General features: G+C 71.8%; 18 protein-coding genes and 1 pseudogene. 9 read left to right on the plus strand and 10 right to left on the minus strand.

The window, feature by feature from the left end; genetic code table 11:
- The first annotated feature begins 19 nt into the window (after positions 1 to 19).
- On the plus strand, positions 20 to 1,084 hold the full coding sequence (locus AB0L45_RS08595; protein WP_365837505.1) for a DMT family transporter: 1,065 nt from the start codon (positions 20 to 22) through the stop codon (positions 1,082 to 1,084).
- 175 nt (positions 1,085 to 1,259) lie between these two features.
- Here the strand turns inward: AB0L45_RS08595 and AB0L45_RS08600 are convergent, their stop codons facing one another.
- Entirely contained in the window at positions 1,260 to 1,835 is a 576-nt protein-coding gene (locus tag AB0L45_RS08600) for a GNAT family N-acetyltransferase (protein ID WP_365837437.1), read from the minus strand.
- 263 nt (positions 1,836 to 2,098) lie between these two features.
- Positions 2,099 to 3,430: an aminotransferase class I/II-fold pyridoxal phosphate-dependent enzyme gene (locus tag AB0L45_RS08605; RefSeq protein ID WP_365837439.1), complete on the minus strand. Its 1,332-nt coding sequence runs from the start codon at positions 3,428 to 3,430 to the stop codon at positions 2,099 to 2,101.
- Between the two features lie 35 nt (positions 3,431 to 3,465).
- Here AB0L45_RS08605 and AB0L45_RS08610 point away from each other — a divergent pair, with 35 nt between their 5' ends.
- Together AB0L45_RS08610 and AB0L45_RS08615 are read left to right on the plus strand one after the other, a co-directional pair.
- Entirely contained in the window at positions 3,466 to 4,140 is a 675-nt protein-coding gene (locus tag AB0L45_RS08610) for a pyridoxamine 5'-phosphate oxidase family protein (protein WP_365837441.1), read from the plus strand.
- Between the two features lie 11 nt (positions 4,141 to 4,151).
- The gene (locus tag AB0L45_RS08615; RefSeq protein ID WP_365837443.1) at positions 4,152 to 4,793 is read left to right on the plus strand and encodes an FMN-binding negative transcriptional regulator; all 642 of its coding nucleotides are present in this window, start codon (positions 4,152 to 4,154) and stop codon (positions 4,791 to 4,793) included.
- Positions 4,794 to 5,096: 303 nt separating this feature from the next.
- Here AB0L45_RS08615 and AB0L45_RS08620 read toward each other — a convergent pair whose 3' ends face one another.
- The 4 genes from AB0L45_RS08620 to AB0L45_RS08635 form a co-directional block, all read right to left on the minus strand.
- A complete protein-coding gene (locus AB0L45_RS08620; protein ID WP_365837444.1) occupies positions 5,097 to 6,089 on the minus strand; it encodes an EamA family transporter in 993 nt (330 codons plus the stop codon).
- 252 nt (positions 6,090 to 6,341) lie between these two features.
- Positions 6,342 to 7,556 carry an EamA family transporter gene (locus AB0L45_RS08625; protein WP_365837446.1) on the minus strand — a complete coding sequence of 405 codons (1,215 nt, stop codon included), beginning with the start codon at positions 7,554 to 7,556 and terminating at the stop codon, positions 6,342 to 6,344.
- Between the two features lie 265 nt (positions 7,557 to 7,821).
- On the minus strand, positions 7,822 to 8,352 hold the full coding sequence (locus tag AB0L45_RS08630; RefSeq protein WP_365837448.1) for a Clp protease N-terminal domain-containing protein: 531 nt from the start codon (positions 8,350 to 8,352) through the stop codon (positions 7,822 to 7,824).
- A 429-nt stretch (positions 8,353 to 8,781) separates the two neighbouring features.
- Positions 8,782 to 9,384 (minus strand): PadR family transcriptional regulator, encoded by a 603-nt coding sequence (locus tag AB0L45_RS08635; protein ID WP_365837450.1) that lies wholly within the window; start codon positions 9,382 to 9,384, stop codon positions 8,782 to 8,784.
- A gap of 478 nt (positions 9,385 to 9,862) precedes the next feature.
- On the opposite strand from AB0L45_RS08635, the gene AB0L45_RS08640 reads away from it, so the two are divergent.
- Positions 9,863 to 11,251: an MFS transporter gene (locus AB0L45_RS08640; protein WP_365837452.1), complete on the plus strand. Its 1,389-nt coding sequence runs from the start codon at positions 9,863 to 9,865 to the stop codon at positions 11,249 to 11,251.
- On the opposite strand, the gene AB0L45_RS08645 is transcribed toward AB0L45_RS08640, so the two are convergent.
- Complete coding sequence (locus AB0L45_RS08645) at positions 11,230 to 11,577, minus strand: MerR family transcriptional regulator (RefSeq protein ID WP_365837507.1); 348 nt, start codon at positions 11,575 to 11,577, stop codon at positions 11,230 to 11,232. The genes AB0L45_RS08640 and AB0L45_RS08645 overlap by 22 nt on opposite strands.
- A gap of 155 nt (positions 11,578 to 11,732) precedes the next feature.
- Between AB0L45_RS08645 and AB0L45_RS08650 the strand changes: the two genes are divergently transcribed.
- Both AB0L45_RS08650 and AB0L45_RS08655 read left to right on the plus strand, forming a co-directional pair.
- The gene (locus tag AB0L45_RS08650) at positions 11,733 to 12,536 is read left to right on the plus strand and encodes an aminotransferase class IV family protein (protein WP_365837453.1); all 804 of its coding nucleotides are present in this window, start codon (positions 11,733 to 11,735) and stop codon (positions 12,534 to 12,536) included.
- A gap of 231 nt (positions 12,537 to 12,767) precedes the next feature.
- Positions 12,768 to 13,592, plus strand: a complete 825-nt coding sequence (locus tag AB0L45_RS08655) for a PhzF family phenazine biosynthesis protein (RefSeq protein WP_365837455.1) — start codon at positions 12,768 to 12,770, stop codon at positions 13,590 to 13,592.
- A 237-nt stretch (positions 13,593 to 13,829) separates the two neighbouring features.
- On the opposite strand, the gene AB0L45_RS08660 is transcribed toward AB0L45_RS08655, so the two are convergent.
- Positions 13,830 to 14,585 carry a CPBP family intramembrane glutamic endopeptidase gene (locus AB0L45_RS08660; protein WP_365837509.1) on the minus strand — a complete coding sequence of 252 codons (756 nt, stop codon included), beginning with the start codon at positions 14,583 to 14,585 and terminating at the stop codon, positions 13,830 to 13,832.
- 404 nt (positions 14,586 to 14,989) lie between these two features.
- Between AB0L45_RS08660 and AB0L45_RS08665 the strand changes: the two are divergent.
- Positions 14,990 to 15,094: pseudogene (locus tag AB0L45_RS08665) on the plus strand (bifunctional 5,10-methylene-tetrahydrofolate dehydrogenase/5,10-methylene-tetrahydrofolate cyclohydrolase); the annotation flags it as partial.
- A 93-nt stretch (positions 15,095 to 15,187) separates the two neighbouring features.
- On the opposite strand, the gene AB0L45_RS08670 reads toward AB0L45_RS08665, so the two are convergent.
- Positions 15,188 to 16,714: a glutamate--cysteine ligase gene (locus AB0L45_RS08670; protein ID WP_365837457.1), complete on the minus strand. Its 1,527-nt coding sequence runs from the start codon at positions 16,712 to 16,714 to the stop codon at positions 15,188 to 15,190.
- Between the two features lie 622 nt (positions 16,715 to 17,336).
- On the opposite strand from AB0L45_RS08670, the gene AB0L45_RS08675 reads away from it, so the two are divergent.
- Positions 17,337 to 17,924: a hypothetical protein gene (locus AB0L45_RS08675; RefSeq protein WP_365837459.1), complete on the plus strand. Its 588-nt coding sequence runs from the start codon at positions 17,337 to 17,339 to the stop codon at positions 17,922 to 17,924.
- 365 nt (positions 17,925 to 18,289) lie between these two features.
- Entirely contained in the window at positions 18,290 to 18,496 is a 207-nt protein-coding gene (locus AB0L45_RS08680; protein WP_365837461.1) for a DUF5999 family protein, read from the plus strand.
- A gap of 148 nt (positions 18,497 to 18,644) precedes the next feature.
- On the opposite strand, the gene gcvP is transcribed toward AB0L45_RS08680, so the two are convergent.
- Positions 18,645 to 21,530, minus strand: coding sequence for an aminomethyl-transferring glycine dehydrogenase (gene gcvP / locus AB0L45_RS08685; protein WP_365837463.1), 2,886 nt, complete (start codon positions 21,528 to 21,530; stop codon positions 18,645 to 18,647).
- Positions 21,531 to 21,702: the final 172 nt, after the last annotated feature.

Below are 21,702 nucleotides of genomic sequence, written 5' to 3' on the forward strand. Positions count from 1 at the left end.
ACCCCCTATGAAAATTCGCTTGTACTACGAGATCGCGAGCCGCATCGTAGTGCCCATGAGCACCGCCGCCCCTTCCGAAGCCGACATGACCGACCCGGACTCCGCCCCACCAGGGTCCGCCAAAACGACCCACCCACCCTCGCCCCACACCCTTCCCCGTCCCGCCACGCAACGGGTCGTGGCACGCCGCGTCTTCGACTGGCGCCTGCGGTTCGGAATCCTGTGCCTGGTCTGGGGCTTCAGTTTTCTCTTCATCAAGGTCGGCACACAGGGGTACGCGCCTTTGCACGTCACCTTCGGCCGGGTGGCGTTCGGTTCCGTGGTGCTCGTCGCCGTACTGGTGGCCAAGCGAGAGCGGCTGCCCCGCTCCGCTCGGACCTGGGGTCACCTGACAGTGGCCGCCTTCTTCCTCAACGCCCTCCCCTTCTCCCTCTTCGCCTACGCCGAACTGACCATCCCCTCCACCCTGGCCGGCATCTGCAACGCCAGCTCCCCGCTGTGGGGCATGGCCCTCTCGCTGGTGGCCCTGTCCGAGGACCGGCCCACCCGCCGCCGCGTCGCGGGCCTCGGCCTCGGCTTCCTGGGCGTGCTGACCGTGCTCGGTGCCTGGCAGGGATTCTCCGGTACGGACCCGACGGGCACGGCGATGGCCCTGGGCGCGTCACTGAGCTACCCCATCGGCTGGATCTATGTCCGGCGCACCCTCGCCGGCGTCGATGAATCCAACGTCGCGCTCTCCAGCGCCCAGATGCTCCTCGCCACCGTCCAGGTCGGCGTGGTGGCCGCGCTCTTCACTCCCGTTCCGACGTCCTACCCCCTGGTCCCCCTCCTCGCCGTCCTCGCGCTCGGCGCCCTGGGCACCGGCTTCGCCTTCCTGCTGCAGTACGGACTGGTGGCGGAGGTCGGGCCCACGACCGCCCAGATGGTCACCTACTTCGTCCCCGTCATCGCCACGGCGGCCGGTGTGGCCCTGCTCGGCGAACAGCTCAGCTGGAACACGCCCGTCGGCGCATTGATCGTCTTGGCCGGCGCCGCCCTGACCCAGAGCCGTCCCCGCCGCACCACCCCGCGCGGCGACGATTAGAACCGCTCCCGGACAACATTCGCCCTGATTCCTCGGCAACAGCCTGTCGTGATGTGCCGCGCCGCCCGGGCCCTGGCCTTGGCCCTGGCCTTGGCCCTGGCCTTGGCCCTGGCCTTGGCCCTGCCAAGTCGTTCACGATGCCTGAGCGGCGCGGGATCAAGGGGGGTCGCCTCGGTCAGATCGCGTGGTCCGGGGAATCCGCCCCCGTGGCGTGCCCGGTCATCTCGGCCGTCACTGCCCACCGTTCGTGGTCGCGCCATGCGCCGTCCACGTACTGGAAGCGCGGGGAGTAGCCCTCCAGCCGGAAGCCCAGCCGCTCGACGAGCCGGACCGAGGGGGCGTTGCCGGGCTGGATGTTGGCTTCCAGCCGGTGCAGCCCCAGCTCGGTGAAGGCGTACTCGACGACGAGGCGCACGCCCTCGGTCATATAGCCGTGCCCGGTGGTGGACGCATAGGCGACGTAACCGAGGGCTCCGCTCTGGATACCGCCGCGCACGATGTTGTTGATGTTGACGCCGCCGACGATCGCGCCGGTGTCCCGGAGGCAGACCACGAAGCCCTCGTGGGTGGGCTGGTCGAACTTGGTGACGTACGCGCGGAAGGCCTCCTCCGTGGTGTCCCGCGCGGGGATCCACGGGTGGTGCAGTGCGGCGCTTGCCCGCTCCAGGACCGCGATCTCCTCCTGGTCCTGGAAGGAGATCCGCCGGAGGGCCACCCTCGGACCACGGACAAGAAAGCTCTGATCAGGCATCGTGCGATGGTAGCCAGCATCGTTCCCCCGTTGTTCGGCCGGTCGGCCTGCCCCTCGGTCGGGTGACCCCTCGGTCGGTCTCTCGATCGGTCTGTCAGTCGGTCTGTCGTCCGGTCGCTCGGTCCGGTCGCTCGGTCGATCCGGCCGGTCGGTCGGTCCGGTCGGTCGGTCCGGTCGGTCGGTCGGTCCGGTCGCTCGGTCCGGTCGGTCGTCCGGTCGATCGGTCGATCCGGCCGGTCGGCCCTGTTCCGTCGAAGCGGTCTTCAGTCGTATCTGCGCGCCTCCATCGGCTCGACGGCGGAAGCGATGGCATCCGCCAGTGTCAGCAGTTCGTCTTCCGTGAGGCCCGCGATGGTGACACGTATGCCCGGTGGTGAGTGCATACGGAAGCGGGCTCCCGGGGCAACGGCCCAGCCGGCATGCAGCAGCCGGGCGACCGCGCCGGTTTCGTCGGGGACCGGGATCCATACATTGATTCCACTGCGGCCCCGCGCCTGGATGCCGCGGGCCGCCAGGGCGTTGATCAGGGCGTCCCGGCGCCTGCCGTAGGCGTCCGCGACGGCCTTGGGGTCGACCGCTCCCGTACGCCACAGGTGCACCACCGCGTCCTGCAGGAGGTGGCTCACCCAGCCGGGCCCGAGCCGCTGGCGTCCGCGCACCCGGTCCACGGTCACGGCGTCCCCGGTCAGCACGGCGAGCCGCAGGTCGGGGCCGTACGCCTTGGCCGTGGAGCGGATGAGCGCCCAGTGGTCGGTGGCTCCCGCGAGCGAGTGCAGCGGGAGGTCGACGATGTCGTGGCCGTGGTCGTCCTCTATCAGCAGCACGTCCTGATGGGCCGCCAGCACCTCGCGCAGTTCCTGGGAGCGCCCGGAGCTGAGCACCGCGCCCGTCGGATTCTGCGCCCGGTCCGTGACGACCAGGGCCCGGGCGCCCTCACGCACCGCCCGGCCGACCTGCTCGGGCAGCGGCCCTTCGTCGTCCACCGCGACCGGCACGGCCCGCAGTCCGAGTCCCGGGACGAGATCCAGCAGGCTCCCCCAGCCCGGGTCCTCGACCGCGACCGCGTCACCGGGGCGCAAGTGCGCGCCGAGCACCCGCTCCATCGCGTCCAGCGCACCGGACGCGACGGCGATGGCGCCGCTCGGCACCCCGTCCGCCTCGAAGGCGGCGCGGGCCATCCGTTCGAGCTCGGTGCCGACGGCTGGGGCCCCGTACAGAACCGGCCGCTCCGCGCTGCGGGCGGCGGCCGCGGCCAGCGCCTGCCCGAGGGCGGGCAGCAGCGCGGGGTCAGGATTTCCGGCCGCCGCGTCGCGCACGCCGGGCGGCACCGGCCCCAGCGCCGCCTCACGAGCCGTACTGGCCGGCCGCGGGCGCACCCGGCTGCCGCGGCGGCCCGCCGTCTCGATCACCCCGCGGTCCCGCAGCGTCCGGTAAGCGGACGCCACCGTATTGGGATTGACCTCCAGATAGACGGCCAACTCCCGCAGCGGAGGCAGGACTTCGCCCGGTTGGAGCTCGCCCGCACCGACGGCTCGCTCGACGCTGGCGGCAATCTCCGATGCGCGCCGCCCTTCGATCCGATAATCTTCTAGCACAAAACCAAGTATGCACTAGTGCAATGGAGTCCGCAATGCCCCAGGCGCCCCAGGACCTGTCCTTCGCCCGGACGGAGCGCACCGTACCGACCCGCGCCCGCGAGCGCGCCGCTTACGACCACGAGACCGTGCACGCGATCCTCGACGCCGGTTACCTGTGCCATCTCGGTTTCGTCCGCGACGGCGCCCCCGTCGTGCTGCCCACGCTCTACGGCCGGGTCGGCAACCGGCTGTACCTCCACGGCTCGACCGGTTCGCGCCCGCTGCGCATGGCCGGTGAGACGGCCGACCCAGGCCTGCCCGTCTGTGTCACGGTCACCCATGTCGACGGGCTGGTCCTGGCCAAGTCCGCCTTCCACCACTCGGTCAACTACCGCAGCGTCGTCGTCCACGGCACCGCCCACCAGGTCGTCGAGCACGACGAGAAGACGGCCGCCCTCGACGCCCTGGTCGACCACGTCCTGCCGGGCCGGGCCGCCGACTCCCGGCCGGCGAACGCCAAGGAACTGGCCGCCACCGCCGTCATCCGCCTCGACCTGGACGAGGTCTCCGCCAAGATCCGCGCCGGCGGCCCGAACGACGAGCCCGAAGACCACCTGCTCCCCTACTGGAGCGGCGTCCTGCCGGTCGCCCCCGTGTACGGCACGCCCGTCCCGGCCGACGATCTCGCCGCGGACATCGCCGAGCCCGCCTACCTCTCCGCTCACTGAAGGGGGACCGCGTGCTGATCCACCCGTGGGACGCGCCCACCGACGACGCCGAGTGGCAGAACTGGCTGGCCGGCCACGACTTCGGCCAGCTCGCCGTCAACGGCCCGCCCGGCGCCCCGCCCCTCGTCCAGCCCCTGCACTTCGCCTACGACCCGGCCCGCCGCGAGGCCGTCACCCACCTCGCCCGCCCGAACCCGATATGGCGCGCGCTGGAGGCCGCCCCGGCCGTCCTGCTCAGCGTCGTGGACGATTACGTGTTCATACCCGGGCCGTGGCAGGCCGCCGAGGAGGACCCGCCCGAGCACGGCGTCCCGACCAGCTTCTACGCCGCCGTACAGCTCACCTGCACAGCCCACATCGTGGACGATCCGCAGGAGAAGGCCGCACTTCTGGAACGTCAGCTGGGGCACTTCCAGCCCGAGGGCGGGTCGGCACCGGTCACCGCGGACGGCCCGCCGTACGGACGCCAACTGCCCGGCATCCGGGGACTGCGGCTGGAAGTGACGGACGTACGGGCCAAGTTCAAGTACGCGGGCAAGCGGAGCGAGACCGTCCAGCAGCGGATCTCGGAACGGCTGGCCGAGCGGGCCGCACCCCGTGACGCCCAGGCCCGCGCCCACCAGCTGCGGCGACTGGCGACCGGCCGGGGCTGACGGCTGGGCGGGAACCGCAGCCGGGGAGGGGCGGGGGCGGTGGGAACCGCAGCCGGGGGTCGCGGGGGGGGAAGCCGAGGGCGGGCGGCAGGTGGAGCCCGCCCCGACTCGCGACCGGTCAGCAGCCGGTCAGCAACCGGTCGCATGCGGATCAGCTGCCGGTCGCATGCGGATCAGCTGCCGGTCGGTGGCCGATAGCAGCCGATCGGTGGCCGGTCAGATGCCGGTCAGTTGCCGGTCGGTGGCCGGTCGGTGGCCGGTCGGATGCCGGTCGGATGCCGGTCGGATGCCGTCGGTTGCCGGTCAGCGCACCGTAGCCGCCCGTGCCTCGCCCGTACGAGCCGCCATCGCGCCCCGAGCCTCCGCCACGGCCAGCCCCGCGACGGCCGCGAGCAGCACGCACGTACCGACAACCGTGCCCGCCGTCAGCTCCTCCCCCAGGAAGAGCACCGCGATCACCGCCGCGGACACCGGCTCGACCAGCGAGATCACCGACGCCGTGGCCGCCCGTACGGCCGCCAGGCCCGCGAAGTACAGGCCGTAGCCCAGGGCCGTCGGTACGGCGGCGATGTAGCCCATCAGCCAGAGGGAGAGGCCCAGTTCGTGAGCCTGCGGCCACAGACCTTCGGCCGCGGCGAACGGCAGCAGGCATCCGGCCCCGACGGCGAAGGCGCTGATCGTGGAACCGTACGGGTCGGCGACGTCACCAGCCCGGCCCAGGCGGCGGGTGGTCAGCGTCATCACGGCACAGCCCGCGGCGGACAGCAGCGCAAGGGCGACCCCGGCGGGCCGCACCGTACCGGAATCACCGCCTCCGAGAACCAGTACGGCCAGCCCGGACAGCGCGCCCACGACCGCCAGGACTCCGCCGGCCCCGAGCCGTTCGCCCATGGTCAGCCGCGCGCCGAGCGCGATGAGGACGGGCCCGGCCCCCATGGTCACGACCGTGCCGACAGCCAGCCCGGTGGTCTCGACGGCCGCGAAGTACGCGGTCTGGAAGACGGCCAGCGCGACCCCGGTGGTGGCGATGCGCGCGGCGCGGCGTCGCATCGGCTCCTTAGGGCGTACGGCGGAATCCGGCGCGCTCACGGTACGGCGGCGAAGCACCGCCCGCGCGGCCGACAACAGCAGGAGGCCGCCGGCGGTCCGCCAGAAGGTGAGGGCGAGAGGCCCCAGACCGCTGCTGCGGTAGAGGAGGGAGGCGGCCGCGCCCGCCGTGCCCCAGGCGGTCGCGGCGAGGGTCACGTACAACAGGCCCCGGCCCACGGGCAGGGCGGGGGAAGAGACACCATGCATGGCTGTGCTTCTCCGGGAGATCCGGGACGGCGCCGAGCGCCGTGGAGTGGAAAGGTCGCGTAGCCCGTATGCGGGCAGCAGCGACCAGTCCGGGGCGGGGCGTGTCCTTCGGATTCGGATCACACCGGGCCCGGGCCAGGTTCTCTCTCGGAGACCGCCGCCCGCGCTACGCGGCGGGAGGGGGCAGCACAGTCAATCGCATGATCGGCACCTTACGAGGAACGTCGGTCGGCCGACAAGCCGGAACCGTCGTCACGGCGCACGGCGCACCGCGCCGTCCTGGGCGGCCTCGTCCTTCCGGCCCGCCTTCGAAAGCGCCTTCGGGAGCGCCTCAGGGCCCGCCGACGGAGGCGTCTCCCGGTCTGTCTCCGGACCGGTCTCCGGGTTTGTCTCCGGACCTGTCTCCGGGTTTGTCTCCGGACCTGTCCCCGCAACCGCTTCCGGGCCCGTCTCCACAGCCGCGTCCGGACCCGTCCCCACAGCCGTCTTCCGAATGACCTCCGCTGCCGCCTTCGGAGTCGCCGACTGTGCGATGAACGCACCGATCAGGACCACCGCGCCGCCCACCAGCTGCGGCGCGGTGAGGTGTTCGCCGAGCAGCACCCACGCCAGGACGGTCGCCATCACCGCCTCCAGACACGCCACCACCCCCGCCACCTGCGGAGACAGCCGACGCACCGACAGGACGCCGGTGAGGTACGCCAGCACGGTGGCAACCAGTACGAGCCACCCGAGCAGCGCCATGGCGGGCACCCGGGTTCCGTCCAGGTAGGCGCTGCCACCGAGCACCGGCCAGTCCATCTCCCAAGGCCGGGCGACCACGGTCAGCACGGCCGCGCCGACCAGCAGCCCGTACGCGACGACGCCGAGCGGGTCCGCCGCGTCCTCGCCGTCAGTGCCGTGGTCGGAGAGCACGAAGTACCCGACCTGGCAGCAGGCCGCACCGAGGGCCAGAGCGATGCCGACCGGGTCGAATCTCAGGCCGGACCAGATCTCCACCACACAGGCCAGTCCGCCGACCGCCAGGACGACACCGACCGCGGCGGCCCGCGTGACCGGCTTCCGCTGTACGAAGCGGACCCAGCCGAGCACCAGCGCGGGCGCGAGGTATTCGATGAGCAGCGCGACTCCCACGGGAATGCGGGAGAGAGCCGCGAAGTAGCACGCCTGGACGCCGGCCACGGCGAGCAGGCCGAAACCCGCCAGGAGAGCGGGGCGGCGCAGCGGCAGTCGCCGGTGGCGCCAGGCGACGGGCAGCATGACGAGGGCGGCGCCCGCGACCCGTAGCCAGGTGACGTGCAGGGGTTCGAGGCCGGCTGTGATCAGGGGTTTGGCTGCCACACCCGAGCCGCCGAAGGCCACGGCGGAGATCAGTGCGAGGGCGAGCCCGGTTTTTCGGGCCCTGTTGGCCGCACCGTCGCACCCTGGACGTTGCGACGCATGACCGGTACCACCTGACGTCTTCAACTTCCCCGAAACCTCAGGACGCCCCGAAGCCCCAGGACCACCCGGGCCACCCGAAACCCCAGGACCACCCGAAACCTTGGAAACCCCCAAGCCCTCGCCAGCCCCGCAGGCCTCCTGACTCCCCGTAGACGCACGCATCGGCACATCATGACAGGAGCCGTCAGCAGCGTCATCCCCGATGCGCCTGTCATCCCCGACGCGCGCCCGTCATCCCGACAGGCACGCGCCCGTCATTCCGGCCACGCTCCAGTCATCCACACACCCGTCATTCCTGACCCGCCCGGTCCCCGTCCAGTCGGGCCGCCAGCTGTTCCGTGTCGACCGAGGCCCGGCGCAGTACCTCGACCGCGCGCGACTCGGGGTCGTCCACGAGGGCCGCGAGCAGATCGAGGCAGGCGGCATGGGTCGCGTACCGGGCGTGCGCCCGGTCGAGTGCGCCGTCCAGGGCGGCAGCCGCGGCGGGGGACCAGCCCGGCGCCACCCCCTCGGTCACCATCGGCACCGCGCCGGAGTCCTCGACGGTGCCGTGCCACTGGAGGCCGTAGCCGATGCTGCGCTGTACGAGATAGCCGAGCAGCCGGGCGACCTGCGCCCCACTGTCGAACGCCGCCCGCACCGAAGGGTCCGACTCCAGGAGTCCGTGCAGCAGGTGGGCCGTGTCCACCTGGCGGTCACCGTCCCGCGTGGCACGCCTGCGGGCAGCGGAGACCACCGACGCGAGCTCTACGGTGAGCCGCGTTTCGAGGTCCTCACGAGGAGGGCCTTCTCCGCTGTTGTACGCAGTACGGTTTTGCACAGTCCCCACCCCACCAGCAGCTGACGCCCGGAACATCCCCGGCGGGAAGCATTTGCGCATCCGCCCAGGGTTGGGCACGCGTTTCCGGAATCTCATCCTTGCGGAGGAGAGCCGGCGCGCCGCCCCTGAGACCGAGTAGGACATATGCCGCCGTCGTAAACCTCCCGAATTCACCGCCGGAACGCCACCGCACCGAGCCACCGCGGAACGCCCCCCTCCGCCCCGGCCGACAGCACGCACCCCTGCCATTCCGGCCCACTCACGCTCACGCGCCCAACCGTTCACGCACCCCGGCGGGCCCGCACCCTTACGCGCAGGCACGCACGCATGTACACAAAAGGGCCGTGACCCGGTTCCCCTGGTCACGGCCCCTGCCGAACTCACCCGTCATCGCCGCGCCTCAACTCCACGCGTGCGACGGCGAGCGGGTCACTCGTCCTCGGCGAGGATCAGGTACAGCTCCTTGCGGGCCTTGTTGACCACCGAGATGGCCTTCTCCCGCTGCTCGGGCGTGCCGGTGGCCCACACCTGGCGAAATGCCTCGACCAGGCCGCCACCCGCCTTACGGATCTCGTTCATGGCCTCCCAGTCGACGCCTCGGCCGGCTTCCTCCCACGGGGCGTCGGCGACGCTCTCCGCCTCCGTACGGCCGGCCTCGGTCAGCGAGAAGAGCTTCTTGCCGCCCTCGCTCGCGCTGCTGATCAGCCCCTCGTCCTCCAGGAGCTGGAGGGTGGGGTACACCGAGCCGGGGCTCGGCTTCCAGGCGCCGCCACTGCGCTCGGCGATCTCCTGGATCATCTCGTAACCGTGCATCGGCCGGTCCTTCAGCAGGGCGAGGATCGAGGCGCGTACGTCACCGCGCCGCGCCCGGCCCCGCGGCCCGCCGCCGCGACGGCCACCGCCGAACGGCGGCCCTCCGAAAGGCGGCCCGAACGGCCCGAACGCGGCGCGCCGCCCTTCGAACCGTCCTTCGTAGTCTCCTCGGCCTCCGTGGCGGCCGTGTCCGTGGTGTTCGTGTCCGTGGGAACGCATGATGCGCTCCTTTCTCGTCGTCACTGCTTCAGTTCGCAACTGCTTCTTTGATCAATCGCGACATCACTTTGATCGTTCGCGATGCTTCAACGATATATCGGAACTGTTCGGCTGGCAACACCCGAGGTCGTCGCGGCCCAGCCGCGCGAAAATCCCTGCAGCGGCCGACGGCCGCCAGCTAGCCTCGCCGCCAGTGCTGCCCCACAGCCCGCCCAGCAGCACGGCGCGCTCCTCAGCAGCGGCCCGCCCTAGGGGCTCGGTTCCGGTGCGGCACCCCAAGGAGGTCCGATTTCGGTGCGGCAGCCGAAGGGGCCCGGTTTCGGTGCGACAGCCGAAGGGGGCCCGGTTTCGGTGCGACAGCCGAAGGGGGCCCGGTTTCGGTGCGGCAGCCGAAGGGGGCCCGGTTTCGGTGCGGCAGCCGATGGGGGCTCGGTTCCCGTGCGGCAACCCAAGGAGGGGTCCGGTTCCAGTGCGGCCGATGAAGACGACGTCCGAGCGCCGCCCACCGAACCCGCGGAGCCTGTGGGGTGACGTCGACTTCCGTCGCTCCTGGGTCGGACAGAGCGCCTCCCAGTTCGGGGAACGCACCGGTCAGGTGGTGTTGCCGCTCATCGCCGTGCTGGCCCTCGATGCCGGCGCGTCCGAACTCGGCGCCCTGCGCGCGGTGGAGCAGGCCCCGGTCCTGCTGCTCTCGCTCTTCGCCGGTGCGTGGGTGGACCGCCGGCGGGCGCGCGACGTCATGATGACGGCGGACCTCGGGCGGGCTCTCGCGCTGGCGGCACTCCCCTGCGCGTACCTTCTCGGTGTCCTCGGGGTGCCGGTGCTGATCACTGTCGCGCTCGTCGTCGGCGTGCTCAGTGTGTTCTTCGACGTGGCGTACCAGGCTTCGCTCGTACGGCTGGTACGGCACGATCAGTTGACGCAGGGCACCAGCGCACTCGAAGGCAGCAGGTCCGCGGCGCAGATCGGCGGCCCCGCTCTCGGCGGCGCGCTGGCGTCACTGCTGTCGGCGCCCGTCGCGGCCGCTGCCGGTGCGTGCTGCTTCGCGCTGTCCTACCTGTCGGTCCGTCGGATCCGACGGCGGGAGGCGGTCCCCGGGGGCGCCGGCTGCGGCGCTACGGACACCGGCGATCACGCCACGGGCACGAGCATCGCCGACACCGCTCGGCCCACCCGGCCGCGCCCGGCCCAGCCGACGCTGTCCCACATCGGCGAAGGGCTGCGCTTCGTCCTCGGCAACGCCACGCTGCGCGCCGTGGGCCTGGCCTCCGCCGCCTTCCAGTTCTCCTTCGCGGCCCTGATGACCGTCTACCTGCTCTTCCTGCCCCGAGAGCTGCACCTCTCAGGCACCGCCGTCGGCCTGGCCCTCGCCGCGATGGGACCGGGCGCGGTCCTGGGCTCGCTGCTGGCCGCCTGGCTGCCCCGCAGGTACGGCCACGGCCTGGTACTGGTGTCGGCGGCGGCCCTCGCGGACGGTGCGCTGCTCTGCGTTCCCGCGCTGCACGGCTCCACCGCCGTCACGGTCGCCCTGCTCGTGGGCGTCAACGTCCTCTTCGGCACCTTCAGCCAGGTGGTCAACGTGACCGTCATGGCCGTACGGCAGGCCGTCACCCCCGTGCCTCTTCAGGCCCGGGTGGTGGCGACGATCAACTTCGCGGGCCTGGGGCCGGCCCCGCTCGGTTCGCTGCTCGGCGGCCGGCTGGCCGACCAGTGGGGGCTGCGTACCGCTCTGCTGGTGACCGCCGCCGGTTTGGCCCTCTCGCCGTTGATCATGGGTCTCTCCCCGCTGGCGCGCCTGGGGAAGAGCCTTCCGGGAGCGCACTCGCGCACGCTCCCGCCCACGGGTCAGGACTGCTGCCCCAAGTAGCCCGCGACGGCGTTACGGCTGCGCTGAAGGTGGTCGATGCGCTCCTCGGTGTCCGCCAGCACCTGGTTCAGGACGGCCCGCACGGACGGGCACATCTCGATCTCCGGCTGCACACCCCGGGCGCACGGCAGCACCGCGCGTATCACCTCGGTGGTCAGCCCCGCGTCCAGCAGGGCGCGGACCTGCAGCACGGTGACCACCGTGCTGTCGTCGTAGCAGCGGTAGCCGTTCGGACCGCGCTCGGCGGACAGCAGGCCCTGCTCCTCGTAGTACCGCAGCAATCGGGGGCTGACTCCGGTACGCCGGGACAACTCCCCGATCAGCATCTGCTCCGTCCCCACTGCCCCGCCCATTTTGAGATTGACCTTTCCATTGGTGTGAAGCCTTAACGTCGCCCGCGGAGCGAACGTTCCGCGCCGTACCGCCCAGGGGCCGAGGCCTGCCGGCACCTGCCCCGTTGTCGTACAGCTGGAGTGACATCATGACCTCTTTCGTCGTGCAACGTAACGGCCGGGCGGCGACGGCCGGGGACCTGGCACCGCTCGCTTTCGCGGGATACGCCCACTTCACCGCCCTACAGGTACGCGGCGGCCGGGTCCGGGGCCTCGACCTCCACTTGGAGCGGCTGCGGACCGCGTCGGAGGAGATGTTCGGCCGGGCGGTGGCCGACGACCGGGTGCGTGCCTACCTGAGGGCGGCCCTGGAGGCAGGTCCGGCCGATCTTTCGGTGACGGCCACCGTGTTCTCGCCCGCGGGCGAATTCACCGTGGCCGGGGCCGATGTGGAGCCCGAGGTGCTGGTCCGTACGGGCCCGGCCGCGACCGGACCGCGGGGACCGCTGACGCTGGCGGCGGTCGCGTACGAAAGGCCCCTCCCGGGCGTGAAGCACGTCGGCGAGGTGGGCAAGACGTACTTCCTCCGGGAGGCCGCGAGCCAGGGCTTCGACGATGCCGCCTTCATCGACCGCCGGGGCCGGCTCAGCGAGGGCTCCATCTGGAACCTGGCCTTCTGGGACGGCTCTTCGGTGGTGTGGCCCGCGGCCGAGATGCTGGGCGGCACCACGATGGGCATCGTCCGGCGGCAGCTGGAGGGCCTCGGCGTCCCCCAGCGCGTCCAGGAGGTCGCCCTGGACGACCTGCCGTCGCTGGCCGGCGGCGTGGTCATGAACTCGTGGACACCGGGCGTGGCCGTGCACCGGATCGGCGCGACGCCCCTGCCGGACGCGCCGGACTTCCTGGAACTGCTGCACCGCGCGTACGAGGCCGAGCCGCTCGTCGCGCCCTGAATCGGCTGAGAGCGGAGAGCCCGTCAAAGCGGGGAGCCCGTCAAAGCGGAGAGCCCGTCAAAGCCAGGCGCTAGACCCCGAGCCCTGCGCACCTCTGCCTGACTGGCTTCACTCTCCCACCTCCCAGGGCCAGCCACTTCCCCGCTCCAGCCCGACTCCGGCCCCGAATTCAGTCCACCTCCTCGCAATTGGCCTTGGGCGGAAACGAGGTGGCCTCCTAAGCTCCAGGCCATGAGGATTCGTATCGTTGACGCCTTCACCGACCGCCCCTTCGGCGGCAACCCTGCCGGAGTCGTCCTGCTCGACGCCGGCGGCTTCCCCGACGACGCCTGGCTCCAGCGGGTCGCCGCCGAGGTCAACCTCTCCGAGACCGCCTTCGCCCACCCGCTGCCCGCGGGCGGCACCGCCGACTGGGCGCTGCGCTGGCTCACTCCTGCCGCCGAGGTGAACTTGTGCGGTCACGCCACCCTGGCCACCGCACACGTCCTGCACACGACCGGGACCGCCACCGGTACGGTCCGCTTCGCCACCCGCAGCGGCGTGCTGACCACGACGGCCGACGACAGCGGCGCGGTCACCATGGACTTCCCGACCTCTCCGCTGACGCCGGTCGAGGTGCCGCCGGCGGTCGCCGCTTCGCTGGGGGTGGAGATCCGCGGCGCGTACGACACCGGCGCGAACCTGGGTGACCTCCTCGTCGAACTGGCCGACGAGAAGGCCGTACGGGCGCTGGAGCCGGACCTGAGGACGCTCGCCTCGCCCGGCGGACGCGGGGTGATCGCCACCGCGGCGGCCGACGACCCGGACGGCGGCCACGACTTCGTCAGCCGCTGCTTCTTCCCGGCCGTGGGCATCGATGAGGACCCGGTGACGGGCAGCGCGCACACCGCGCTCGCGCCGTTCTGGTCGGCCCGGCTGGGCCGCGACGAACTCACCGGCCTCCAGGGCCCCGCCCGCCGCACCGGCCTCGTACGCACCGCGCTGCGCGGCGACCGTACGCTGCTGACCGGCTCGGCCGTCACCGTCATCGACGGCGAGCTGCTGGTCACGCCCTGAGGGCTGCCGGGCCTTGCCCTCCCTGGGATGCGGGCGCGCCCCGACGCGCCCGACGGGACCGAGCCCAGCCGCCTTGTACCGACTGGGCTCGGCCCCACCCCAGCCCGATTCCGGCCCCACCCCGGCCCGATTCCGACCCGTTCCCGTACGGGTCGACGGCCCGTACCGGCCAACGCTCCCGTAACGACCGACGCTCCCGTCCCGGCCGACACTCCCATAACGACACAGCGGCTCCCCTCACCCCGTAGGCAGCCACCCCACCTTCCCCGCCAGCAGCGCGTATCCGAGGAATGCCACGATGTCGATCAGCGCGTGCGCGGCGACCAGCGGGCCGACGCGTCCCCAGCGCCGGTACAGCAGGACGAAGATCACGCCCATCACCATGTTCCCGACGAACCCGCCGACGCCCTGGTACAGGTGGTACGAACCGCGCAGCACCGCACTCGTGGCCAGCGCGGCCACCGGGGTCCACTCCAGCTGCCCCAGCCGCCGCAGCAGGTAGCCGACGACGATGACCTCCTCGACGACGGCGTTCTGCACCGCCGAGGCGATCAGTACGGGGAACTTCCACCAGACGTCGGGCAGCCCCTCCGGAACCACCGTCAGATTGAAGCCGGCCGCCCGCGCACCGAGGTACAGCAGCAGTCCGCTGCCGCCGATGACCGCCGCCACGCCGGCACCGCGCCCCAGGTCGGAGCCGGGCCTGCGCCCGTCGAAGCCGACCGCCTGGAGACCGCCCGCCCGTTCCCGGATCAGCAGATGCGCCACCAGCGCCACGGGGACGAGAGCGGTGGCGATGCCGAACAGCTGCCAGGCCAGGTCGAGCCACGGGCGTCCCGGCGCGTGCGAGGAGTTCAGCATCGCGGCCTGGTCCTTGAGGCCGCCGGGCTTGGTCAGCGACCCGATGAAGCTGATCAGCGCGGACACGCCGCTGGCGCCCAGCGAGAGCGCCAGGACCAGCACCGTCTCACCGCGCAGGATCCGCCGCGGCAGCCCGCCGGCCGCGCCCTCGTCCCGCCCTTCGTCCGGGCCCTGCCACTCCCGGCCGGGCGATCCCACACCGGTCACGGGACTCGCGTCCGACTGCACAGCTGCCTCCACTTCCGCACTTCCGACTTCCGCCCTACGGGACTACCTCACGACCGCACCACGGGGCTGTCTCACGACCGCGCTACGGGGCCACTCGCGACCGCACCACTGCACGATCGCGCTGACGCCTGGAACGTCATACCTTGCCCGAGACGGCTCCGGCGAGCCGCACGGGGCGTCGCCCCATCTTCGTAAACCTCGCCTCGACGACACGTACGGAGGAAGCGTTCCGAAGTGCGAAGGCGGGGATCGGGGATACGGTCACGGCACGTGGCGTTGCCCGGCTTCGTCTCCCGCACTACCGGCACGCCCGGGAACGAGCGAGTCCGGTCACGCCGGTGCCAGGGGGCGTCGGTCCGACGACCGTTGCCGTACTCCTGGCGCGGACGGTCGGGTCGACGGAGCGTCAGCTCACAGCGGGCCGCCCTGGAGGCGACGCACGGCCGTCCCGGAAGCGACGTACGCCCGCCCCAGAGACGACGTACGGAACCGCGCCCGCCCGCCCCTCAGCCCCGCCCCGCCGCCACCGGCGCGGCGGTCCACTCGACGGGCCAGGCGTGCACCGGCTCCCCCGAGTGCATCAGTTCGCTGTAGCGCTGGGTCATCGCCGCCAGCGCGGCGCCCCGGTCCAGGCCGCGGCCGAGCGCGTGGTGGTACGCGGCGGCCTGCCAGGACGCCCCGTTGACCCGGCGCCGGCAGCGTGCCTCGATCACGCCGAGGTAGTGGTCCCGGTCGACCGGTTCGACACCCCAGGCGTCCAGGCCGGCCGCGGCCATGGGCAGCAGTTCCTGACGTACCAGGCGGACGGCGGAGATCTCGCCGAGACCGCCGGAGCGGCCGGAGCGGGGCCACTTCAGTACGGCGTCGATGCCGCGGCGGCACGCGGTGTCGAAGTTCTCGGCCGCCGTGGCGAACGGCATCCGCGTCCAGACCGGGCGCGGCTCCTCGGCCAGGGTCCGCACCAGCCCGTAGTAGAAGGCCGTGTTGGCGATGACGTCGGTGACGGTGGGCCCCGCGGGCAGTACCCGGTTCTCGACCCTGAGGTGCGGGACGCCGTCGGCGACGCCGTACACCGGGCGGTTCCAGCGGTAGACGGTGCCGTTGTGCAGCACCAGCTCCGCCAGGCTCGGGACGCCGCCCTCGTCCAGGACGGCGAGGGGGTCCTCGTCCGAGTGGATGGGCAGCAGTGGCGGGAAGAAGCGCAGGTTCTCCTCGAACAGGTCGAACGGGGAATCGATCCAGCGCTCCCCGAACCAGGTCCGCGGACGCACCCCCTGAGCCCGTAGCTCCGGCGGCCGGACGTCGGTGGCCTGCTGGAACACCGGCGGGCGCGACTCGCGCCACAGTTCGCGGCCGAAGACGAACGGCGAGTTGGCACCGACCGCGATCTGGACGGCGGCGACGGCCTGGGCCGCGTTCCAGACGGCGGGGAAGCGGCCGGGGGTGACCTGGAGGTGCAGCTGCACCGACGTGCAGGCGGCCTCGGGCGCGATGGACGCCGAGGAGGAGACCAGCCGCTCGACGCCTTCCAGATCGATCTGGAAATCCTCGCCGCGCGCGGCCCGCATCTGGTCGTTGAGCAGGACGTAACGGTCGATCTCCGAGAGGTTGGAGGCGACCAGGTCCTCGGCGGCCAGCGTCGGCAGAATGCCGATCATCACGATACGGGCGGCGACTTCGGCGGCCTTGCGGTCGGCATAGGCCAGGCCCGTGCGCAGTTCTTCGGCGAGCTGGTCGAGGACGCGCCCGGACAACCGGTGCGGAAGGATATTGACTTCCAGGTTGCACTGGGCCAGTTCGGTCTGGAAATCACGGCTCGCGATGCGCTCCAGGACCTGCGAGTTCATCATGCGCGGCATACCGTCAGGGCCGGCGAGATTCAATTCGATCTCCAGCCCCATCAGGTTCTTGGGACGATCGAACCGCTTGTCGTTCAGGAGCCTCTGCAATCCCGTCAGACACTCGTGCAGCTTTCTTCGATAGCGTTGCCGGTCGGTGAGACCGGTACCGCCCGCCGCAACCTTCTCCCCCATCGAAGCGTCCCTCCTCATGACGACGGGCCCCGGCCCGGCGGGCCGTCCGGAGCTTCCGGCAGCGCCCGGGCCGCTGAACTCCCCGGCGGCACCCCGGCGATCGCGCTACGGTCGATGATGCCCGCCAATCCGATCGATAACGCCTCGGACGTGCGCCGGAACCGGTAGGCTCCCAGAGACGCGGGGGCTGGCACATTCCGAGGGCATACCGTCGGTTCCGGAGGCCGGATCATTGCGTCGCGGTAAACGCCGTCGAGATCCGGAAAATGACCGTACAGATCCGGCCTACCGTGTTCACGACGGAATAGCAGGCCGTCGCACCGCGCACCGCACAAAGGCACCGAAAACACCGCTCGGGCGGGTCCGGATTCCGCCTTGTCGGCAATCCGTGGAACGGCTAGCCGAAACACTTGGTGAACACACGTCGTATAAACTTCGCTGACGAGGCAGAGAGTTGGCGCCCAGCGTTGCGGTGTTCCACCGGGGCTGTGGCAAAGCGGCTGACCCCGCCGGGCCGACATCCCCGGTCGGCCAAGTACTGGCGCTCTGACCCCGCACGCTGACGACGCCGTCCGCACCATGCCCAGCACCACCGTGTCTCCCAAGTGAGAGGCGACCCACCATGCCGCTGCATGTTCCCCCTGCCCCCGCGCCTGCCCTCCGCAGCGTCCTCGCCGCCCTCGGTTCCCCCACCGCCGTGCGCGAGGCCCGCACCCCCGCCCTCCGTGCCCACCAGGGTCCGCTGAGCCCCGAACTCCCCCTTCCCGTACACGTGCTGGACGATGTCAGCCACCCCGCCGGGCCGCCCCGTACCCGGCTGACCGGCTGGCGCTTCCTGATCCGCAACGGCGAACGGGCGGTGGCGACCGCGGAAGCCATGCTCACGGCCGACGGCTGGACCTTCTCGCATTTCTGCGAGGGCCCCTACGTCACGTCGACCGAACGGGCACTGCGTCAGGCGGAGTCCGTACCGTCCCCGTACCAGCCACGGCTGCTGTCCGTGCCGGAGCTGTACATGCTCACCCTGTGGCTGCACCACGACATCGCCGCGGACGGCGCCGAAGGGGTGCCCGCCCCGGGTGATGTCCTCGTCCCCCTGGCACCGGCTCCGCCGGGCATCGCCGCCCACCGGCCCCACCGGGTGGCGGACCTGCTGCCCCGGCTGACCCTGCGCCTCGCGCCGGTGCCCCTCCTGGGGTCGCCGGCCTGAGACCCGGCAGGGGGTTTCTCCGCGGCGACCGGCCGAGGCCGTACGACGCAACCGCGCACAGAAGCACACCGCCTCACAGGAACGCGCCCCGCGCCCTCCACGGCCGCGGGGCGCTCCGCTGTGCTCACCCGCGCGGAGTACGTGTCCGCCCTGCTCCCAACGCCCCGTAAGGGGGACGCACTTGAAATGAACCGACCGCACGGGTGATGCGTCATTATCTAGTGAGTGCCGCTGCAGCCAAATCCCTGCGGAATCCGGCCCGTGGGGCAACACTGGTATCGACCTACTGAAACGGGGGAGCGGCCATGAGCATCTCGTCGAGCCGCAGGACGAATCAGACCACATCGCAGCGAAAGACATCATCCATGTGCCAGCATCAACCGCCGTGCCCGACCGCAGACTCCGCCGACCGGGAGGCCGCCCATCTGGTGGCGCACCACCCGGAGCAGGGCTGGAGCCTGCTGTGCAACGGTGTCCTCCTGTTCGAGGACACCGGTGAACTGCTGCCGGACGGCCAGGTCATCGCGCCGCACCGGGTTCTGGGCACGCCGCACGTGGCCGCCGCTGCCTGATCACACGGGCGCACGCCACCACGCGGAACCGCACAGCTCGGCACAGGCCGGCTGACAACACAGCACAACGGACAACAGGGCCCCCGGCGTCGACGCCGAGGGCCCTTCGCATGCCGCGCGACCGCGGACGGTGCGCGCCGACGGCGGATCAGCCGTCGTACTCCTCCATGGGCGGGCAGGAGCACACAAGGTTGCGGTCGCCGAACGCGCCGTCGATCCGGCGCACCGGCGGCCAGTACTTCTCCGCCGCCTCGACGCCGGCCGGGAAGACCGCCTCTTCACGGGTGTACGGGTGCGTCCACTCGCCGCTGAGCGCCGCCGCGGTGTGCGGAGCGTTGCGCAGCGGGTTGTCGTCCTGGTCCCACTCCCCCGAGCCGACCTTCTCGATCTCCCCGCGGATCGCGATCATCGCGTCGCAGAACCGGTCGAGCTCGTGCAGGTCCTCGCTCTCGGTCGGCTCGATCATCAGCGTGCCGGCCACCGGGAAGGACATCGTCGGCGCGTGGAAGCCGTAGTCGATCAGCCGCTTGGCGACGTCGTCGATGCTCACGCCGGTCGCCTTGGTCAGCGGCCGGACGTCGATGATGCACTCGTGCGCGACCAGGCCGCCGGGGCCGGTGTAGAGCACGGGGTAGTGCGGCTCCAGGCGCTTGGCGATGTAGTTCGCGCCGAGCACCGCGACCTGGGTGGCGCGCTTGAGGCCCGCGCCGCCCATCAGCCGGACGTACGCCCAGGAGATGGGCAGGATGCCCGCGGAGCCCCACGGCGCCGCGGAGATGGGGCCCACGCCCGTCTCGGGGCCCGCGGTGGGCTGCAGCGGGTGGTTGGGCAGGTACGGCGCCAGGTGGGCGCGGACGCCGACCGGGCCGACGCCGGGGCCGCCGCCGCCGTGCGGGATGCAGAAGGTCTTGTGCAGGTTCAGGTGTGAGACGTCGCCGCCGAACTTGCCGGGCTCGGCGAGCCCGACCAGCGCGTTGAGGTTGGCGCCGTCCACGTACACCTGGCCGCCCGCGTCGTGCACCGCCGCGCAGATCTGCGTGATGTGCTCCTCGAACACGCCGTGCGTGGACGGGTAGGTCACCATCAGCACCGCGAGCTGGTCCCGGTACTGCTCGATCTTGGCGTGCAGGTCGTCGGTGTCCACCTCGCCGTCCTCGCCGGTCTTGACGACGACGACCTTCATGCCGGCCATCACGGCGCTGGCGGCGTTGGTGCCGTGCGCGGAGGACGGGATCAGGCAGACGGTGCGCTGCTCGTCGCCGTTGGCGCGGTGGTACGCCCGTACGGCCAGCAGACCGGCCAGTTCGCCCTGGGAGCCGGCGTTCGGCTGGATGGAGACCTTGTCGTAGCCGGTGACCGTGGCGAGACGTTCCTCCAGCTCCGCAATCAGAGTGAGGTAGCCCTGCGCCTGCTCGACCGGCGCGAACGGGTGCAGCTGCCCGAACTCGGGCCAGGTGACCGGCTCCATCTCGGTCGTCGCGTTCAGCTTCATGGTGCAGGAGCCGAGCGGGATCATGCCGCGGTCCAGCGCGTAGTCCTTGTCCGACAGCCGGCGCAGGTAGCGCAGCATGGCGGTCTCGGAGCGGTGCTGGTGGAAGACCGGGTGCGTCAGGTACGCGTCGTCGCGCAGCAGCTCCGACGGCAGCGCGTCGGTGACGGCGGCGTCCAGCTGCTCGATGTCGGCCTGCACGCCGAAGGCGCTCCACACGGCGTGCACCTGCGCGCGTCCGGTGGTCTCGTCGCAGGCGATGCCCACCAGGTCGGCGTCGACCAGCCGCAGGTTGACCCCGGCCTCGCGGGCCGCGGCGACGGCCTCGGCGGCCCGGCCCGGCACCCGTACGGTCAGCGTGTCGAAGTACGCGCCGTGCACGACCTCGACGCCGCCCGCCCGCAGCCCCTCCGCCAGTATGGAGGCGTAGCGGTGGGTGCGGCGCGCGATGGCCGCCAGGCCGTCCGGGCCGTGGTAGACCGCGTACATGCCGGCCATCACGGCGAGCAGCACCTGCGCGGTGCAGATGTTGCTGGTGGCCTTCTCGCGGCGGATGTGCTGCTCACGCGTCTGGAGGGCGAGGCGGTACGCCTTGTCGCCGTCGGCGTCCACCGAGACGCCCACCAGGCGGCCGGGCAGGCTGCGGGCGAACTTCTCCCGTACGGCCATGAACCCGGCGTGCGGGCCGCCGAAGCCCATCGGGACACCGAACCGCTGCGTGGTGCCGACGGCGATGTCCGCGCCCAGCTCACCGGGCGAGGTCAGCAGCGTCAGCGCCAGCAGGTCGGCGGCGACGGTCACGATCGCGCCCAGGTCGTGGGCCTGCTCGATGACGGCGCGCGGGTTCCGTACGGCGCCGGAGGCACCGGGGTACTGGAGCAGCACACCGAAGACGCCGCGCTCGGCCACCTCGGCCGGGATGCCCTCGGACAGGTCGGCGACCACGACCTCGACGCCGGTCGGCTCGGCACGGGTCTCGATCACGGCGATGGTCTGCGGCAGACAGTCGGCGTCGACCAGGAAGACGCCCTGCTTGACCTTGCCGACGCGCCGCGCGAGGGCCATCGCCTCGGCGGCGGCGGTGCCCTCGTCCAGCAGCGAGGCGCCGGAGGTCGGCAGTCCGGTCAGGTCCGCGACCATGGTCTGGAAATTGAGCAGCGCTTCGAGCCGGCCCTGGGAGATCTCGGGCTGGTACGGGGTGTAGGCCGTGTACCAGGCGGGGTTCTCCATCACGTTGCGCAGGATCACCGGCGGGGTGAACGTGCCGTGGTAGCCGAGACCGATCATCGGGGCGAGCACCTGGTTACGGTCCGCGAGCGCCCGCAGCTCGGCCAGGACCTCGGCTTCGGTACGGCCCTGGGGCAGACCCAGCGCCTCCGCGCTCTTGATCACGTCCGGTACGGCGGCCGCGGTCAGTTCGTCCAGCGATCCGAACCCGACCTGCGCGAGCATCTTGGCCTGGGCCTCCGGGCCGGGGCCGATGTGCCGCTGCTCGAACGGGGTGCCTCGTTCCAGCTCGGTCAGGGAGCTGCGGGTGGTGGTCATCTGCGGGGGCCTCCTGGTCGTTTCGACCTACGCGGGGCACCACGGCGCTGGTGCCCGGACGGCCTCCCCCTCTGTCATCTCAACCTGAGAGCTTCACCGGCCCCGCGAGCGGCACCGGCTTTCACCGTCGGTGAGGAGGGGCTTCCGGCGCTGTGCCCGTCCGTGGCCCGCC

Source organism: Streptomyces sp. NPDC052496 (assembly GCF_040679095.1).
In the GTDB taxonomy this organism is placed as follows: Bacteria; Actinomycetota; Actinomycetes; order Streptomycetales; family Streptomycetaceae; genus Streptomyces.